The sequence below is a fragment of the Citreicoccus inhibens genome (assembly GCF_019039035.1).
In the GTDB taxonomy this organism is placed as follows: Bacteria; Myxococcota; Myxococcia; order Myxococcales; family Myxococcaceae; genus Citreicoccus; species Citreicoccus inhibens.
The window spans coordinates 17,226-35,394 of sequence record NZ_JAHNZT010000008.1; the positions used below are offsets into that span (position 1 = coordinate 17,226).

Annotated in this window: 1 protein-coding gene (running past one end of the window); it reads right to left on the minus strand. The window is 68.0% G+C overall.

Annotated elements, in window-relative coordinates:
• Positions 1 to 18,169 carry the 3' portion of an Ig-like domain-containing protein gene (locus KRR26_RS12615; protein WP_217079923.1) on the minus strand. The gene runs 10,871 nt beyond the window's last position, so the window shows 18,169 of its 29,040 coding nt (coding positions 10,872–29,040); its start codon lies beyond the right edge, outside the window; its stop codon occupies positions 1 to 3.

The following is an 18,169-nucleotide window of genomic DNA, read 5'->3' on the forward strand; positions in this document are numbered from 1 at the left end:
TCACTGTCCGCCTCCCAGGAACTCGCAGGCCGTTCCGGCCACGCAGTCGCCATCATCACAAGTCATGGTGCTGGTGGCACCACTCACAACGCTCGCAGTACATCGGCCCGCGGAGCCCGGCTTCCAGACGCCCGGCGTGAATGCCCCGCGCAGGCGTGACGCTCCGGCTGATGCGTCGGGTATCAACCAGGCCCCACCGTCCCAGGCGTCCTGCCCGTCGGCCCAAGAGCCCGCCCCTAGTTCGTGGCACCGGAACGCCCCAGCCGAATCCTGCTCACACCGTCCCGAGGCGCAGACGAAAGCCGTCGACTCTGGCTCACACCGAGCCCCTACTCCAAGTCGAGCCCTCTGGAGGGTGACGCGCGGAGTGTCACTGCCTTGGTGCGCACGCCGCACGAAGAGTCGAGCCCCTGTCGACAGCGGGCCCACCGTCTGTGTTCCCGCCATGCAGGCCAGAGGTACCGCGCCGCAGCCATCTTGGGCGAAAGCGACATCCGTGGCAGAGAACGTGAGGCTCTCGACCGCTCCGTCGAACGGCAGCGACAGCCAAGCTCCCGCCATGCCGGCGTAGCAGTTGGGCGAGTCGGCGACGCTTGTCACGGGGACCGACGTTTCGCCCGGCTTCAACGGGATGGGTAGTTCGCAGGAGGCTCCTGATCCCGCCGGCAAGCGCTCCACCTGTCGGGACGCGATCGCGCGCCCGCCCGAGCTGTCCACGACTTCAACCTCGACGCGCGCCGGACCTGTCGTCGAGGCCGTATAGGGCACCTGAACTGCTGGCGGCCCAATGGCGTCGAGCCGCCCGCCTGGAATCACGTCCCCATCGACGCGGAACTCCGCCCAGCTGAGCACCAGGTCCCGACTCGACCAAGCGGCAGACAACGGAATGGGGCGCCCGACGACCAGGTAATCAATCGCATCCAGTGACACCGAGGGCACCGCGGTCGAGGCCCCCACAACTTCAGACAGCGGCGACTCCGTCGTGTTCAACGAGGACAGGCCGGGAACTATCGACGGCACGGATGAAACCGCGAGACTTGGTGCGCTGTCGCTCGCCGGAAGCACCGTGTAGGTCCGAGTCGAACTCAGTGCGCGACCAAGAGGATCCTTCACCTCCAACGCCAACGTGACACTCTGGCCCACCTGCGGCTCGGGGATGCGCAGATCGTAGAACAACGGATAGCCGTAGTAGTTGGCATACGGAATATCCTGCGTCGCAACCACCGCACCATCCACCTGCAGCGAGTACACATACGGACCGTAAGGCCAATAGTATGAAGTATTGATGCGATTCACGTATGGCAGGGCGCGAAGCTGCGTGGGCAAGCCCCCCGGAGCGGCGGTGAATGCTGGAGGCGGCTCGACGTTGACTGTCACCTGAGACCTCGCCATCCGTCCGGTCCCATCCACGAGTTCCGCTGACAGCGTCTCACTGAGCGCGGTCTCAACCGCTGGCATCCGAATGGCAAGAACTGTCCAAAGAGTGCCCGGCTGCGGATGCATGACGCCTAGCAACCGAGAGCCCAGCCGAAGCGCAATCTGAGCAGGAGCAACCAAGTCATTGTGACGTACCGTGAGTTCTACGAACTGGCCGGAGTGATAGGTCGTCCCATTATAAACATCCACTGTAATGGAAGGGGTGGTGCTCACGACCTGAGCGACTCGGACGCGGGCAGGTGGTGACATTGCCGCCTTGCCATTCGCGCTTCTCGCAAGAAGCTGCACAGACAGTTCAGTCCCCGGGCTTGCTCGCATAGGCACTTGATGGATGTAGCGGAGCTCGCGGTCCGAGCTGGTCCCCACGATTTCACCGTCAATCAACAGGTCGAAGCTCTCGACATCGACGCCAGATGCCTCGCCCAAGACAACGAACCTGTCACCCGGACGCAGTTCCGACCCCGACACAGGTAGCGTGAGACGGACTGATGGCGCAGCGCTCATACGTGGCAACGGGAAGCGCCTCACACCGTGGATTGCATCAGCTACAACAATGTCCTCACCACTAAGGACCGCATCATCCGCGCGTCCCGCAGGGAACGAGGCCACCAACATCGGGACATCGACCTGCGTGAAGTCGAATACCTGCACACCCTTGTCTGCCTCACTCAGGACGGCAATGCGGCCATAGAGCCTGGCTCGGACAACAGCCCCTGCAGTAGCCAGCGTCACCCGTTGGGTCGCAGATGTCTCACCGACAGTCCACGCGGTGACCGTCGTGGCATTGGCCGTCACGGCCAGATCGCCTCGCAGAGCAACCGCACGCACAGCGACTCCGGGATAGCTCGCCAGCTTGCGCATGCTCCCTGAAGCATCGACGCCCAGCAAGCTCCACCCACCTGCATCATGTGCCACGGCACCGTGAGAATCATCACCCGCGATGTCAACGGCCCCGCTCGACATCAGCATGGAGGGGACACCCGTTCCATCGGGCAAAGCGAGAGTGGAAATCCTGCCACCATTCATCGCCCAGAACCGCCCCTTGGAGACCGCGAAGCGCGTGATAGGTCCCATCTGGGCCAACCAGTAGTTTCTGTACCAGCCGCCCATGCTCAAAGACAGTCGACCATCATCTTGCTCATCGCTCCACTCCACCCTACTTCCGAGCAAGTAATAGAGGTCATTCCCCGTCCGCTCGATCTGGCGGGCCGAATCCCTCGTCAACTGCGAGCGTTCGACGAATCGCGTTGGCGAAGAAGCATCGAGGTATCGGAACCCGGCATTGCCCGCCGCAACGACAACGCCTCCTCGATAATCCGTGAGCCCCATCGGAGCGTCCGAGAACAACATGGCGGCAGACGGGGTGTCTGTCGGCAGCACTGTATCGTGAGTCAGCGTTCGAGCCTCGATTCCCCATCGAGACGCGGTCAGGAGAACTCCGCTCGAGATCGCGATGTCCGCCCCTTCGAGATGTTCCGATGCCAGAAGCGTTGCAGCAATGGGCTCGCGGACATCCACGATCCGCATGCGCCCATCCGCGCACAACACGTACGCCAATCCATTCATGACGCGAAGTGCACGAGGTGTTGCAGGCAGCGGGACCGACGACAAGAACGTTCCGTATCGCAGGGCGTGCACTCGAATGGACCGCTCCGTGGCAATCACAACACGACCAAACTCTCGCTCTGCGGCAATGATGTTCTCATTGGGTTCAACCCACGAGGTTGCCCCACTGGCGCTGTCACTCGCGGTCAACCCTGTGCGGGCAGGAACATACAAACCATTCCCCGACTTCTGCATCGCCCCATCGACCTCCGCCCCCACCAGCACGCCAGTTCCACCATACGGGTACTTGACGAGTGGATGCTCGAGGTCGGACAAGTCCAACGCCGCGACAGAGTTTGGCGTCACCGTTGACGCATAGACCGCGCCTCCAAAGGCAGCCACGACTCCGAACTCGTTACCCAAGTGACTCACAACCACAGGCGCAGTCGGCTCGGCTGCATTCACAATGTCCACACCACCGGCGCCATAAGCCAACACGACTGTGTCACCTGTCACCGCCATCGAGAGCGGCCGGTTCGTCGCCACGAATCGTCCCTGCACGTTCAGGGACACCGGAGCGCCTCGCGTCAGGGCTCCAACCGTGAACCCCGTCGCCGTCCGGACGTAGACGCGGTCTCCGTGCACCACGAGTTGCTCGGCCCCTTCGAACGAAGATGTGAAGAGCTGTCCTGTCGCGGAGAGCATTGGGGCAATCACTTCCCATTTCACCGTCTTGTTCGTGACGTTGCCCATCCGGTCGGTCACCGTCACAAACAACTGTAGCGACGTGCCCACCGGCGTCGCCTCGGGCACCGTGTAGCGAATCGCCGCTCCTCCTGTCGTGAGCTCTGTGCCCCCCTGAATCAGTCGCTGCTCGACATGCAGCACCCCTCCCGCGTCAGAGGCCGTCACCATCGCCGTGAGCAGCGAGCCTGCGGCAATGCGACCTTCGGATGGCTCCAGCGCGAGGGACAGACTCGGCTCCGCGGTGTCATCCACCACAATGAGAGACAGCGAGACTGGATCAGACTCTCGGCCTTGCAGATCCACTGCCACAGCCTCCACCACGACATCACGAGAACCCGTCCCCGTCGGCATCAGCAGCGATGCCACGTAGGGGGCGCTCGGCACTCGCTGCTGCTCGACATGGCCCACCCGGAAACGGACTTCACGGACCGTAGCCGGCGACGTCGTGGCCAGCACGCTCACGCGCGCCCCCTCCAGAATGGGACCCGTCCCCTGCCGCGCCAAGGCCGTCACCTGAGGCACCGGCGCCGGCGTCACATCGTCCATGACCGGGAGCTGAGCCTGGACAACCGGGCCTCTGCGCCCCTGAGCATCGATGGCCACTGCCGTCACCGTAACGGACGTGCTCGAGGTGACCACCGGAGCCCGCATGACACCCGCCCAAGTGGGCGCAGTGAACGTGACCGGCGATTGGCCCGAGACCGTCACTTCGACCGCTGCCACTCGTGCCGGCTCCTTCGCCATGGGGCGAACCTGGAACTCCGTCCCCTCCAGGACCGAGCCGGGCAGCCCCAACCCCAACAGCACGGGCCCCACGCCATCATCCAGCAAGGACACGGTCCGCTGCGCGGTCACCCCATTCCCCGCCAGGTCACGAACGCGCAGCGTGAGCTGCGTGGAGGTTCCCAGCCGAGGCAGATCCACCGTGCTCGGCAGACGGCTGTCGAGCACCTCGATGACTCGCCCGTCGACGAGCAGCTCCGCCGTGTACGCATTGAGAGGATCAACCTCATCCGCCCAGGTCGTAGACAACGCAAGCCGTGCCCCGGGTGCAGCCGTGCTCGCTGTCGACAGCGTGAGCTGCGGCAAGCCCGGTCCTCGCGCCAATCCCAGACGAGACACCGTCTCCCCGCGAGCTGCGAACACCGTTCCGCCCATGGCCACCGCCCGCCCCCGAACCTCTGAGTACCGGCCAGCGACACGTGGCGCAGAGCGAGCATCCAGCACCGTCAGGCCCGTATCCGTGCCCACCAACAACCACGGGCCCAGTGCCGTCACCGAGACAGCCGGCGTCGGCAGGCCCTTCTCTCCTGAAGGCGTCAAGCCATTCCCGCTCCAGGTGAAACACTTCACCAAGGCGCCCGCGACACACACTCGGTCAGCGCCCAGCGCCGTCACCACGACCGCGCCCGTCGCATCAACCGAGGCGACCACCTCAGGCGCCGGAGGTACCGACAGGTCAACCACGGCGACTTCTCCCCCCGCCAGGACATACAGCCGCTCGCCCTGCGCGGAGATCCCCTTCACGGCTCCCAGTATGAGGCGCGCCTGCAAAGCGCCCACGGCATCGCGAACTTCGATTCCCTCGTCCGTACCCACGAGCCAGCCACCCCGGAAGGCGGCCAACGCGGAAGGCTCGCGGCGCAGCGGAATCCGGACCACCGTCGACAGGTCGGGCGGTAGCAAGGCCAGCTCACCAGCTCCCGCGACCCGCAGCGCCACCGCGACCTGGTCTCCTCGCGTCGCCAGGACCCCACTGTCGCCCTCGAGCGTCCGAGCCACGAGCAGGGCCCCATCCACACGCGCATGCCCCTCGATGCGGCTGCGCCCACCGCCGTCATCGCGCAGGACCCACAGGTGCTCGCCCATGAGCGACAGGTCCGAAACCGACGCAGGTCCTTCCAACGGGAGTTGCACGGCGGTGCCCGCCGCGAACACAGCCAATGCGCCTGTCGACTCGGCGGTCGCCGTTCCTCCCAGACCCGATGCCTCGGCGGACACTCGAACGCTCGCGCCCTCGGGGCCCAGCGGCAGCACGGCGCGGCCCGAGGAGTCTGCGATGTCGGAGCCAGCCACCTGGACATGCGGTGTGAGGCTGGCCCCCGTGGTCGCGGATGCGACTACGGAAACCTGTGAACCTCCTGCGAACACCGGCCCTTCGGGGTCAGCCGTCAGGGTCACCACCGGCGCCGTCGTTCCACTGTCACGCACGCGGATCTGCAGCGTCGCGGGGGCGCTCTCCACGCCCCCCTGGTCCTCAACCACCGCCCGCAACATGGCGGAACCGCCCGCGGCGCCAACCGTGGGAGCCACGAAGGTGTAGCTCCACGGTGGCTGGGTGAGGACGACCTCGTTCGTATCCATGGACAGCCTCACGCGGCGGATCCCCGCGGGGGCGACCGGATACAATGACACCGCCACCGGACTCCCCTCCACGAACTCGGTCCCCATCCCCGGACTGGAGAAGGCGACGTACATGGGCGCCGTGCTCGGCTCGATCGTGAGTCGCGAGGTCGTCGTGCCGATGTTGCCGCGCTCATCCCGCGCGCTCACCGTCACCACCACGTTCCTGTCCGCAGTGACGACCGGCGCGTGCCACCGAGCAATCCACGGCGAGCTCGTCAGCGTTGCCACCGCCACGCCATCGATCTCGAAGCGCACCGAGCGCACCGGGTTGGTATCCGTGGCGTTGACGCGCAGGTCCAGCATCGTGCCTGACACCACGCGCGTGCCATCCGCCGGCGACAGCACCGACACCACGGGAGGCGTGAAATCCGGCATCACGGTGAGCGCCACCGGAACGGCGCTGCCCGTCAGGCCACCTTCGTCCGTCGCCGACGCGGTCAGCACGTGAGCCTCCGCGCCCGACACCATCCGGGGCATGCGCACGCGATGTGTCAGCGTTCCGCGCTCTGTCGTCAGCGACGTATCACGCGTGAGGGATGCACCGTCCAGGCGAAGCTCCATCGCGCTGAGCTTCGTGTTGTCCGTGGCGGAGACGGCGACATCCAGCGTCGCGCCCTCCTCAATCGTCAGCGCCGCAACCGAGGGTTGGGTGAATGTCACCGTCGGCGGGACGTCGTTGACGATTTGCACCGTCACCTGCACCTCGGTTGAGTTTCCGGCCCCGTCTTCTGCGCGCGCGAGCAACTGCGACGTCTTGCCCACCTTGTCAGGCGACCACGTGTACGCGAAGACACCGTTGCTCCCGACCAGAGGCACGCCATCCACGGTCAAGGCCCTCGGGCCCACGATGCCGGAGTCGTCCGTCACTCGAACCTCGAGCAGCCATTCGATCTGGGCCGTGAACAGCTCGCCCATCTCGACGGGCCGACCTGAGTTCTTCACGACCAAGGTCACCATCGGGCTGGTGACGTCCACCGTTCGGAACGACGTGGTGCCCCCCTGGGTGATGGCGTTCCCCTTCAAGTCTCGGACGCCCTGCACACTCAGCACGTACTGCGTGGTGGACAGCAGCGAGACCGAGGGCATCAGGGTCAGTCCCATGCCATCCGCGGTCATGGACACGGTCGCCGGCTCGGCAATCGTTCCACGCCACAACTTCGCCTGAGCGACGCTCGCCGCGTCGATGGGCTCATCGAACCGGACCGTGAACCGGCTGGTGAGAGGCAGGTTCTGCCCACCCACGACCTCCGCAGGCGCCCAAGCCACCACCAGCGGGGGCCGCATATCCGTGCGCTCCACGGAACCCACCAACTCCACCGTGGGTCCCCCCGGCTGAACGAGCTTGATCGTGACGGCCCCCAGCGGCCCCTCTGGCACGAACAGGCGCAGCTCAGTCGGGCTCACTGCGTTGCTCGGCACCTGACCGCCGTCCACCGTGACCACGATGCCGCGCGTGAAACCCGTTCCCGTCAGGGTCACCCAACCGCCTTGCTGGGCGACCTTCGACGGAGCCACCGCCGTCACCGACAGTGGCGCGACATAGACGAAGCCACCCTCCACGAGCACCCGGTCGCCAGCCGCCGAGCGCAACTCCACCGTCACAGGTCCCGCTCCCGCTGCCGCCGGGGCGCGCACCCGCACCAGCGATGCGGTCGCAGGTTGGAGCAGCACGGCGGGCACACCACCGAAGCGCACGTCTGACACAGCGTCGAGCCGCATCCCCGTGATATCCACCAGGACGCCTCCCGCCACGTCACCATGATCCGGCGTCAGAGAGGCCACCTGCATCCGAGTCTCGGCCGCGCTGCCCAGAACCGAGTAGCGCCACGGGGCCGCCAGCACGCCGCCCCGAACATCGGTGGGCGCGAGCGTCGCTTCGACCGTGTAGCGCTGGCCCACTGCAAGCGACGGGGACGGCTTGAAGCCACGCGTGAAGCCCGAGTTCGCCGCAGTGCCCGCCACGGGCACATTCCCAAGGTAGGACTTGACGAGCACGTAGCTCGCCTCGGCCTGCGCCTGGGAAAGCAACGGCGACACCGTCACGGAGCTCAAGCCCTCCGCAGGCACCTCACCTCCGGGCGAAGGCTGGGTCCCCACCGTCACGGGATACGGCAGGTGGTACACCTCCATGCGCGTGGCGTTCGCCGCCACCGCCACGCCCGCCACCACCGCGACGTGCTGGCCCGCGAAGTCGAGCGCGGGCGCCCACGTGCGCTCCACCAGTCCATTCGTGGTGTCCACCCACGACAAGCGCTGGCGGCCCCCCACCCAGGCCCACGGCCCGAACAGCGACACCGACAACGCGTCATTCCCCGCGGAGCCCGAATCCCACGTCCCCACCAGTTCGGGAGCGTCCAACTCGGTCGCGTCGACCAGGCGCGCGCCCACTCCCAAGCCCAGCAACAATCGGTTGCCATCCGCCGCCATCGAGTGGGCTGGCGCAGGCAGTCCATCCAACTGGCCCAGAAGCTCCAACTGGGCATCATCGAAGCTGCGAATCTCGAGACGAGACATCGTGCCGTCATCGACGAGGATGGCCAAGCCCCCGCGGATCCGCTCCATCGCGCGGATGTTTCCCCCAAACACATAGGCACGCGCGACCACGCGGAACACACCGTCCACGCGTCCCAACAGCGCCAGCTCATTGCCGCCCCCCATGGCCACGTAGGCCGCGCCAGGCGTGGCGACAATGGCCGTGGGCGTCACATCGGCCGGAGACAGGAAGATGCTCTCCTGCTTCTGCGGCACACACGGCACGCGGGGACCCATTCCACACGAGCCCAGCGTGTAACGAACCACCACGCCTGCGCCCGCCAGGAAGGCCTCGTCCCCACTCACACGCAGGGCCGTGGCTTGGGGCACTCCCGAGACCGCGCCCAATTCGTACGGCACCTCCGCCACGGACAAGTCCAGCGCCGAGAGCTGCCCCGCATTCGCGACGAGCAAGGCATTGCCCACCCGAGCCATGGCCTCGGCGCCCACGCCAAAGGGGCCACGAGGCTGGAGCGTGAACATGAACGCGCCGTTCCACGATGCCCCCACTGGACCTGCCGGCGCTGGCGTTGCGATCCGCACCTCCGCGGCGCCCGTGATTCCATCCGGCACCCGCACCTGCAATGTGGTCGCGGACAGCAGCCGAACCTCGGTGGCCGGCAGGCCCCCGAACGTCACCAGCGAATCCGAGAACAAGCCCTGGCCCGTCAATGTGACGTACGCTTGGCTGTTGAAGGGGGCGGAGGCCGGCGACACGCCCGCGAGGACCGGCGCGACCAGATAGCGATACGCCCCGAGCTTCACATCCGACAGCCCACCCACGTTCTCCACGCGGACCGCTGCGGGCCCCGCCACCCCCGGAGGCACCTTCACCGTGATGGAGCGCCCATCCGGAGCCACGGTCCTCTGCAGGACCGGGGTCCCCCCGATGCTCACCAGACAGCCGTCCACGAACTGCTCACCCTGAATGAGGACGGTGTCCCCGCCTGCCTCCAGGCCGTATCCCGGAGTCACTCCGGTGATGAGCGGACGCTCGGCGCTCGCGGTGGAGGCCGTGCTGAAGCGGATCTCCACATCCACCCCGAGCTTGCCGCCCGCCAGGTCCGAGAGGTCCTTCCCCACATGCAAGCGGTAGCGCGTGCCGCTGAGGAGCGGCGCATAGGGCTCGAGGAGAAGCTCCGCGCCCTCCGTTGTCGAGACCGCACGCCGCGCAACCCGGACCGGCGTCGCCACGCCGTCCTCCGAGACGAGCGTGACGGCCCCCGCGGTGTTCATGTCCGGGAACGCCGTCAGACGCAGACGCATCGGAGTCCCTACCGCCACCCGCTCGCCTTGCGCTGGGGTCGACCCCACCAACTCCAGGTGGTCCATCGCCACCGCGGCCAGGGCACCCGCCAGGACACCCAGGCGCGACGCCTCCTTCTGGAGCGGCAGCTCCACGGCCTGGCCCGCGACGTCCAGGAACATGGTGCCCACGAGCAGATGGTCATCCGCGAAAGCCAGGGTCCTCGCATCCCCCACGACCCACGCCCGCTCCAGCGCAGTCGGAGACTGCCCCACGGGAACCGCGAAGCGCTGGACCTTCCCACCGCCCGCAGCGACATAAGCCACGCCGCCGCTCACCCACGTCTGCTCGGCGGACATCCAAGTACGGCCCTGGGGGTCGCTCAGCACCAGACTCCCCGCTGGGGCCGGATTCAGCGGGTCCGCCATCTCCACGATCGCCACCTGCCGCACACGACCCAGCGAGGCGAAGGCGCGTGAACCGTTCACCGTGATGTGACGCGCGGGCGCGGACAGAGGGAACCCTGTCCCCACTTCCGGCAGATCGCCTCGGGTCGCATCCAGAACATGCAGCCGTGGCGCCGCCGCGTTTCCGTCCGCGACCAGCAGATAGGTGCCATGGAGCGCGAGCGCCGTAGCGCCTCCGACCACCGCCCGCTTGCCCACTGGCAAGGGCGCCTCGGTCTCGCCGAGCCGATACTGAGACACGCCCGCCGCGTCCGCGACGAACAAGAGCCGGTCCTGGACCACCACATCCATCGCCGCGCCGGTCGTCACGATGGCCGGCTGCTCCACCGGTGCCGCGGGCAGCGAGACATTCCAGCGCTTGAGGCCCGCTGCCCCCGCCGCCATGTAAAGCATGCTGCCCGTCATCGCGAGCCGCCGCCCACCTCCCGCCGCAGGGAAGCGCAGCGTCTTCTCTTCACGCAGCGAGGGCAACTCATTCAGTCGAGCGATGAGCAACCCACCCTCATCCGTGGCGCGAGAGGCCTCGTAGACCGTCCCATCCTCTCCCACGATGGGCGATTCCCCCCCCAGCGCCGCGTATGCAACACCGTTGTCCACCAGGACGTGCGCCACGGGCAGCGTAGGTAGCCGCGCCACTGCACCCGCGCCGTACAAGAAGGACTGCGGCAGCGCGAACGACTGCCCCACCACGGACACCGAGACGTCCACCAATCCCGCCGTGTGCGGAGGCACTCGCGCCACCGCCTGCTCCATCGACAGCACGCGCACTTCGAACGAAGGGGTATCGCCAAACGAGACGGACATGCCCGGCTGGAACCCCTTGCCCGTGAGCGTGACCCCAACACCGCCCTGCTGCGGCGACTGCGTCGGCGCCACCACGAGCAAGCGCAGCGGGTCTCGGTACAAGAAGCCACCCAGCCGAGAAGCGCTCAAGCCAGACGGCCCGTCGATGACCTCCACCCGCGCGGGGCCAGCCGCGGCGCCAAGCGACGGGGGCACTGTCACGGACAGGGTGTCCGCGGCAATCCACGCAACTGTGGCCTCCTGGCCGCCCACCAAGACGCGTGTCCCAGGCGTGGTGCCCTGGGCGGGGCGGAAGCCCGCCCCAGTCATTCGGACCACCGTATTCGCGTTCGCCAATCCCGAGGCGGGCGTCAACGAGCCCAACACAGGCTGGAGCGCGCCTGCGGGTGCGAGCGTGAAATGCACCGACACCGGCACAGCCAGCGGCCGCGTGTCGAAGGCGCGCACGCCCGACGTCACGGAGACCTGCAACTCGTCACCTTCTGCGAGGGTCCCCGGCTGCGGGGTGAACATCACAGTGGATCCCCGCACCGCGTAGACCTTCTCGAGCGTTCCCGAGACGTCGCGCCACGCGCCCCCATGTCGAGCACGCACGAAGAACGTGGAGCTCGTCACCGAGTCCTCTGCCACCGGCAACGTGAACCGGACCTGAATGGGAGTTCCCACCGGGACGACGGCGCCCTCCGCGGGAGTCACATCCACAGCCAGCAGATCCGTGGGAGGCACCTCGATGATGGTCGAGCTTCCAGATGTCGCCGCGAACAGCGAGCCGCCCACCTCCGTCAAGCCAGTCACTGGCGCCCCCAGGTCCGTTGCCTGGAGCAACCGAGGATGGCCTTCGTCACTCAAATCGAAGACATGCACCTTCGTCCCGACCGTGACGAAGGCTTGCCCGCCGCGGACCAGCAGGCGACTCGCAACGAGCTGCTCATAGCTTCTCGTTCCGCTCAGCACGGTCGCGCTGCCCAAGCGCGCTCCCTGTCGGTCGTACACCGTCAGCGACAAACCCGCGCCCGTGCCGTTCACCACTTGCGAGGTGAGCGCGTAGAGGCGGCCAGGGCCGACGTCGAGCGCCAGAGCATCCGCGTCCAGCGGGACCGAGGTCGGCGTGGACAACCGGGGCCCGCTCGCCTGGAAGACCTGGATGGCGCCCGGGGCCGCCTGCGGGTCCGTCACGCTGACGAAAACCTCCGGCCCCACCACGCGCACACCTGTCGCCCATCCGAACGTGGTCGCGTGATCCGCCACGAAGGGGAACGCGGGCTCGGAGACATCCACCACCGATAGGCCCAGCGCATCCGTCGCCAGGAACGCGACCGAGCCCGACACATCGAGGCCTCGCACCGACGTCTCGGTGAGCACCCCACCCAGCCGCAAGGGACGCTCCTCGACCTTCACGTCGAAGATCTCCAGCCCTGCGAGCCCCGGCGTCGACACGCCCGCGTACAGCGTATCCCCGCGCAGGCGAATCTCCGAGGCCACACGCGGCGGGAAGCCCGGCAGGGACAGCGAGGTCCCCACCGGCATGTCGTACGAGAAGAGGCCCACCTGGACAGGCGCCTCGTCGGGCCGCTGAACCTTCACAGGCACGAGCGCCGCACCGTCCACCGCGGGCGTCGTGAAACGCAACGCCGACAGGTCTCGGATGTCCACGTCCACCGCGGGCGCGTCACCGACAAACACCTTCGTCCCAGGAGCCAGCGCGCGCGCGCCGGACAGAGCCAGCGTCACCCGGGTGCCACCCTCCACCGGGCCATGGTCCGGCGTCAGCGTCACGGGGGCTCCCGCGAGCGAGTCCAGGTACAGCACCGCGGACGGCAGCGTGCCCGTGGGCCCGCCCCTGTTCTCAACGGTCAGGTCCGCCGGCCCCGCGAGCGTTGCCCCGGGCACCGTCACGCGCAGCTCCGTATCGGACAGTACCTCGAAGGTCGCGGACGCGCCGCCGACCATGACTCGAGCCGTACCCGTGAAGCCCGCTCCCGTCACGGTGAGGAGCGTGCCGCCCGCGAGGTCAGCCGTGGACCGAGAGACCGCCAGCGGCTTCGGCACATGGCTGTTCGCCGCCGCGGTCCGGAAGTCCAGTCGGAACGGGACAAGCAATGCCCCCCCGCGCTGGTCCGTCACGGTGGAGTCCACGGACAGGTGGTAGTCCCGACCCGGGCTCAACGCGCCGCCCGCGCGCACAGTGAGCACCGCGTCCGAGACCTCCAACGTCACCGGCACGTCCTCGTCGCCCGGACCCACCAGTCGCACGTTGCGCGACGTCACTCCCGAGGTCGCCATCGCCCGATTGAACTGCACCGTCAGCACCACGCTCTCGGGCGGCACCGCAGCCTGTCGCTCCGGGGCAAAGCCCGTCACGAACAGGAACGGCACGGACAGCTCAGACACACGGTCACGACTGGCCAGCAGCAAGCGGTCCTGTACGGACACCACGTCCCAGGCACGCTCCACGTTGCCACCGCTCACGAGCTGCGGATTGGTGGGGTCCGATACATCCACCAGCACCACGCCACCTTCGGCCGATGCCACGAAGAGCATGTCGCCCAAGAGCCGCAGGCGCTGCGGGTGCCCTGGCGCATTCGAGAGCTTCGAATCGAACGGAATGGACGCATTCGGAAGCAGCACGGGCACCGAGGGATCCGCCACGTTCACGAACAACAGGCCGAAGTCCGCAGCGGCCACGATGGCCACGCCTCGCACCACGACCACATCCGTGAGGATGTAGGGGAGCGGGAGCTGTCCCACCACCCCCGCCCCAGGCCGCGCTGAGCCATAGACGAGCAACTGCCCCGTCGACGCCCAGCCCACATGGGGCAGAGCCTGATCTCCCGCGCCATGCCCCGTCAGCGAAGTCTCCGGAGGCGGAGGCAGATCGCGCGGATCACCGGAGTCCGGCGGGCAGTAGTAGAGCCCCTCGTGCGAGCCCGTCACCACGAAGGCACGCCCCTCCGCGACGGTCGCGCCGAAGACATCCGGGAGTTCCCCCAATGAACCGAGGAGCACCGGATCCTGCGGGACGCGCGCATCAAAGAGCGCGACGGAACCCGCCTCTCCGTATGCGCGCAGCGAGCCAGGACACTGCTCGTTCATGAGCTTGTGCAACTCCGTGCCAAGCACCCACGCCCCCGTCGGCGTGGGGAGCACGCGAGTGGCCAGCATCGTCTCGCCGCTCCCGCGTCCGTTGAGCGCGGCTCGCCCCAGCAGCGGCAGGCTCCGCGTGTCCGTCGCGTCGAGTACCGTCAAGCCACTCTGGCCGTTGGCCACGTACAGCCGGCCATCGCGGGCCGCGACATCCAGCGAGTCCGGCATGACTTCGATGTCCGGCAGCGCGGTGTCGTTCACGTAGCGCATGCGCACCGCGAAGTAGCGGTCAACCAGCACATCCGGCGGATCCACCACCTGAGCGGCAGACGTGCGCGGAGCCCCGGGCCGCGTCGCATCCAGCACGAAGGCGCGGTACGACTCCGGAATCGTCCCCTGCTTCGTGATGGGGCCGACGTAGTCCTGCGCGAAGCGGTTCCCGTTACCACTGGCACCAGCCGCAACGAACACCTGCAACGGCTGGGCGGGATTGGCCACCAGCGCCTGGGGCGCGGTGGCCACCGTGCGCTCCTCTCCGGAGAAGGGCAAGCCGTAGCCCATCTTGCTCGCCGCGCTGGCGCGAGACATCCCATCGGGCGCCACCACCGCCACCTCGGCGGCACCGAAAGAACCCGCCGGAGCCACCGCCGTCAGCGTGTGGAAGGACGTCACCTGGACGTCCGACGCGGGCAGCCCTCGCACCAGCACCCGCGTGGCCCCGAGCGGATCCGCCCAGGCAGGCAGGAAACCATCACCCACGACACTCACCGTGCTACCGCCTCTCGGGTTGAGGAAGCGCGGAGTGGCCTCGGTCGCTCGCAGCGGGGCCGCATACAAGAACCCGCCCGAACGCCGAGCCTGCAGCCCAGACAACTCCTGCCTGACTTCCACGTCCGCCAGGCCCACTGCTCCCGGAGGCGTCATGACCTCGAGGCGAGTGGACGATGCGGCCCACACCTGCGCCGGCAACCCGCCAATCCACACCGTCGAGTCCGAGGTGAAGTGGCTGCCCAGCACCTGCACCCGCTGGCCACCCAGCACGGGGCCCACGCGAGGAACCACCTGCGAAATCACCGGTGCGGCCCCCAGGTCCGCCGCGGCGATGAAGGACACCGAGAACGGGGCGATGAGCGCGGCCCCCCCGGGCGTCTTGAGCGCCTTCGACACGGACAACCGCATCACCGCGCCCGCGGGCAACGGCTGCGATGGCCGGAACACCATCGTGCTGCGCAGATCTCCCTCGCCGCCCACCTCCGGCGCCGGCCCCTCGACGGGCACACCATTGGCCGTCAGCGAGAAGGCCCCCGGCGCCGTGGCGGGATCGAACGCCGCTGACAGGAAGACCGTGACGGACGGCAGCGTCCTCGGGACCCGATCTCCCTCGGCCACACTGGCGCCCACCACGGACAGTTCGGACGCATCGCCAAACTCCAAGGACCAGCCGCGAGCGCCGCGCTCGCGCATGCTCACGAGGCGGCCCCCGCCGAGCGCCACTGACCGAGCGTCACCTCCGTCATTCCCAGCGACGTGGTAGAGCAGCTTCGGGTCGAGCAGGTCGCTGAGGTCCACGACCGCCACACCCGCGCTCCCGGCTGCCACATAGGCCACCCGCCCGGCGAGCCGCACATCCCAGGCAAAGCCCTTCACGTCCACTGCGGCCAGGCGAACCGGCACCGTGGACGACACGTCCACCAGCACCAGTCCCTCGGCCCCCGCCGCCACCACCGCCACATCTCCCAGCATCCTCACGCGCTGCGCCGAGATGGGCTGAGCCAAGGCGCTCACGGGCACGGGCGCGCCCGACATGGACCAGACCTGCATGGCGCCCGCGCTCACGCGGAAGTCCGCGTCACGCGTCCCCGTCCCGAGCACCGCCCGGTCACCCCAAACCGCCACGGCCTGCGCTCCCGGAGGAGCCTCCACTTCATGAACCGGGAATGCCTCCACCGAGATATCAAACGAACGCAGGCCGCTGGCCGCGGCGGCCGCGAGCAAGCGGTCGCCTCGCGCATCCACGCCGAAGACGCCATGCTCTCCCGCACGCGTCACGCGGCGCAGGACGGGGGATTCGGGATGATCCACATCCACCACCGCCACCGCCCCCTGTTTCGTTCCGCCCGCCGCAGCCGATGGAATGACGAGGCCCACGTACAGCAGGTCTCCCCCCTCGGGCGGATACGCGATGGACGTTGCCTCCCCAGGGAGGGTCAGGCTCCCCAGTCGGCGGTCATCACGCTGGTCACCGTTGTCATCCACCAATCTGCCCCGCTGGTCCGGGGGAATGGGCATGCCCACCAGAGGTCCGAAGCGCCGCAGTCCCGACAGGTCGATGACCTCCAGCGCCGAGCCACCCACCGTGAAGGCCAGGTCGCCCACCACCACCGCATCCCGCAGCGGATGCCCCAGTGCAACGGCGGCGCCCGTGGGTTGATCGAATGTGAAGCCACGCACCAGCGTGCGCGTGGTTCCGTCCGGGTTGGTGACCGCCACATCCACTGGCCCGCGCAGCCCATCCGGCGTGTAGGCCTGGATAAGCCCCAACCCGAGCACGCGCACTTGGTCCGCGAGCCGACCGCCAAACTTCACCTGCACGCCACCATCTGGCGCGAAGCCCGTGCCTGCGATGAGCACCCGCGTGCCGCCGGACGTGGGCCCACGCGCTGGCGTCACCGACGCGACCGAGAGCGGATCCACGTAGAGGAATGCACCCACGAGGTCCGCACGACTACCGCCCGGCGCGACCACCGTGAGCGTGGCGGCCCCCGCTCCACCCGCAGGCGCCTTCACGACCGCCTGGGTGCTCGACACGAGCGACACGAGCTGCGCGGGGACATCGTTGAACCGGACCTCCATCCCCGTCCCGAAGCCCGTACCTGACAGCGTGACCAGGGTCCCTCCCGCGGACGGCCCCTGACGGGGCGTGAGCGTGGAGACGGTGACTGGCACCGCCGAGGGCTGCGTAGCAGTGGTGAACTCCGCCACGAAGGTCCCAGGCATGGGCGTCGAGTTCTTCCGGGCATGGAGCCCCTCGACGCGAATCCGGTACGTCTGGTTGACGGCCAATCCATCCCGAGGAACGAGCGTCAGCGTGGTTCCCGCCGTATCGGCTTCAACGCGCGACAAGGGCACAGGCACGCCCGCCGCCGAGCCGTTCATCTGCACCAACTTCACCGTGGACGCATCCGCATCCAGGACGGATTGGCTCAACAGAACGTGCGGAGTGGTGCCCACGTAGACAGCGGTCTCTCCATCCGCGGGCACGCTCCCCGTGACCACGGGGAACGGCACTCCCACGACGACCAGCGCATCGCCCGGGACCTGAGCTCCGATAGGCACAGGCACCGTCTCGGACACGGTCCCCACGACCACATCCCCATCCACCGCCACATCGGACAGCTTCGCCGCAGGGAACAGGTCCACCGCGTCGACAGCTTCGGGGCGCGTCGGATCCGACGCCATCATCACCTGGAGGAGCGCCGTGTTACCGGAAGCGCCCGCCACGCCCAACTGGGCCCCGAGCGCGGCCGACGTGAAGCGCATGCCGGCCACCAGCGGCGTCACCGTCGAGACCTCGTGAGGACGGGTCGGCGGTGCCAGGGACAACGTGCGCAGCGCCTCCCCCACTACGGACAGACCTCGCCGGCCCGAGAGCGCGATCGCAGAACTGCCTCCACCCAGCTCGCCCACGACGGGCAGCCCCGGCATCGCGAGGTCGGCGACGAGCAGGCGCCGCTCACCGCCCCACAGCGCCCTCAACACCGCGTAATGGCCAGACACAGCCACGTCCTCGATGGACGGCTCGCGCTGCGAGCCCTTGAAGAGGAACTTCGTCACGCTGCCCAGCAGCACCGGGCGATCCGGCTCCATCAACGAGAACAACGTCACGCCCGAGCCTCCCGAC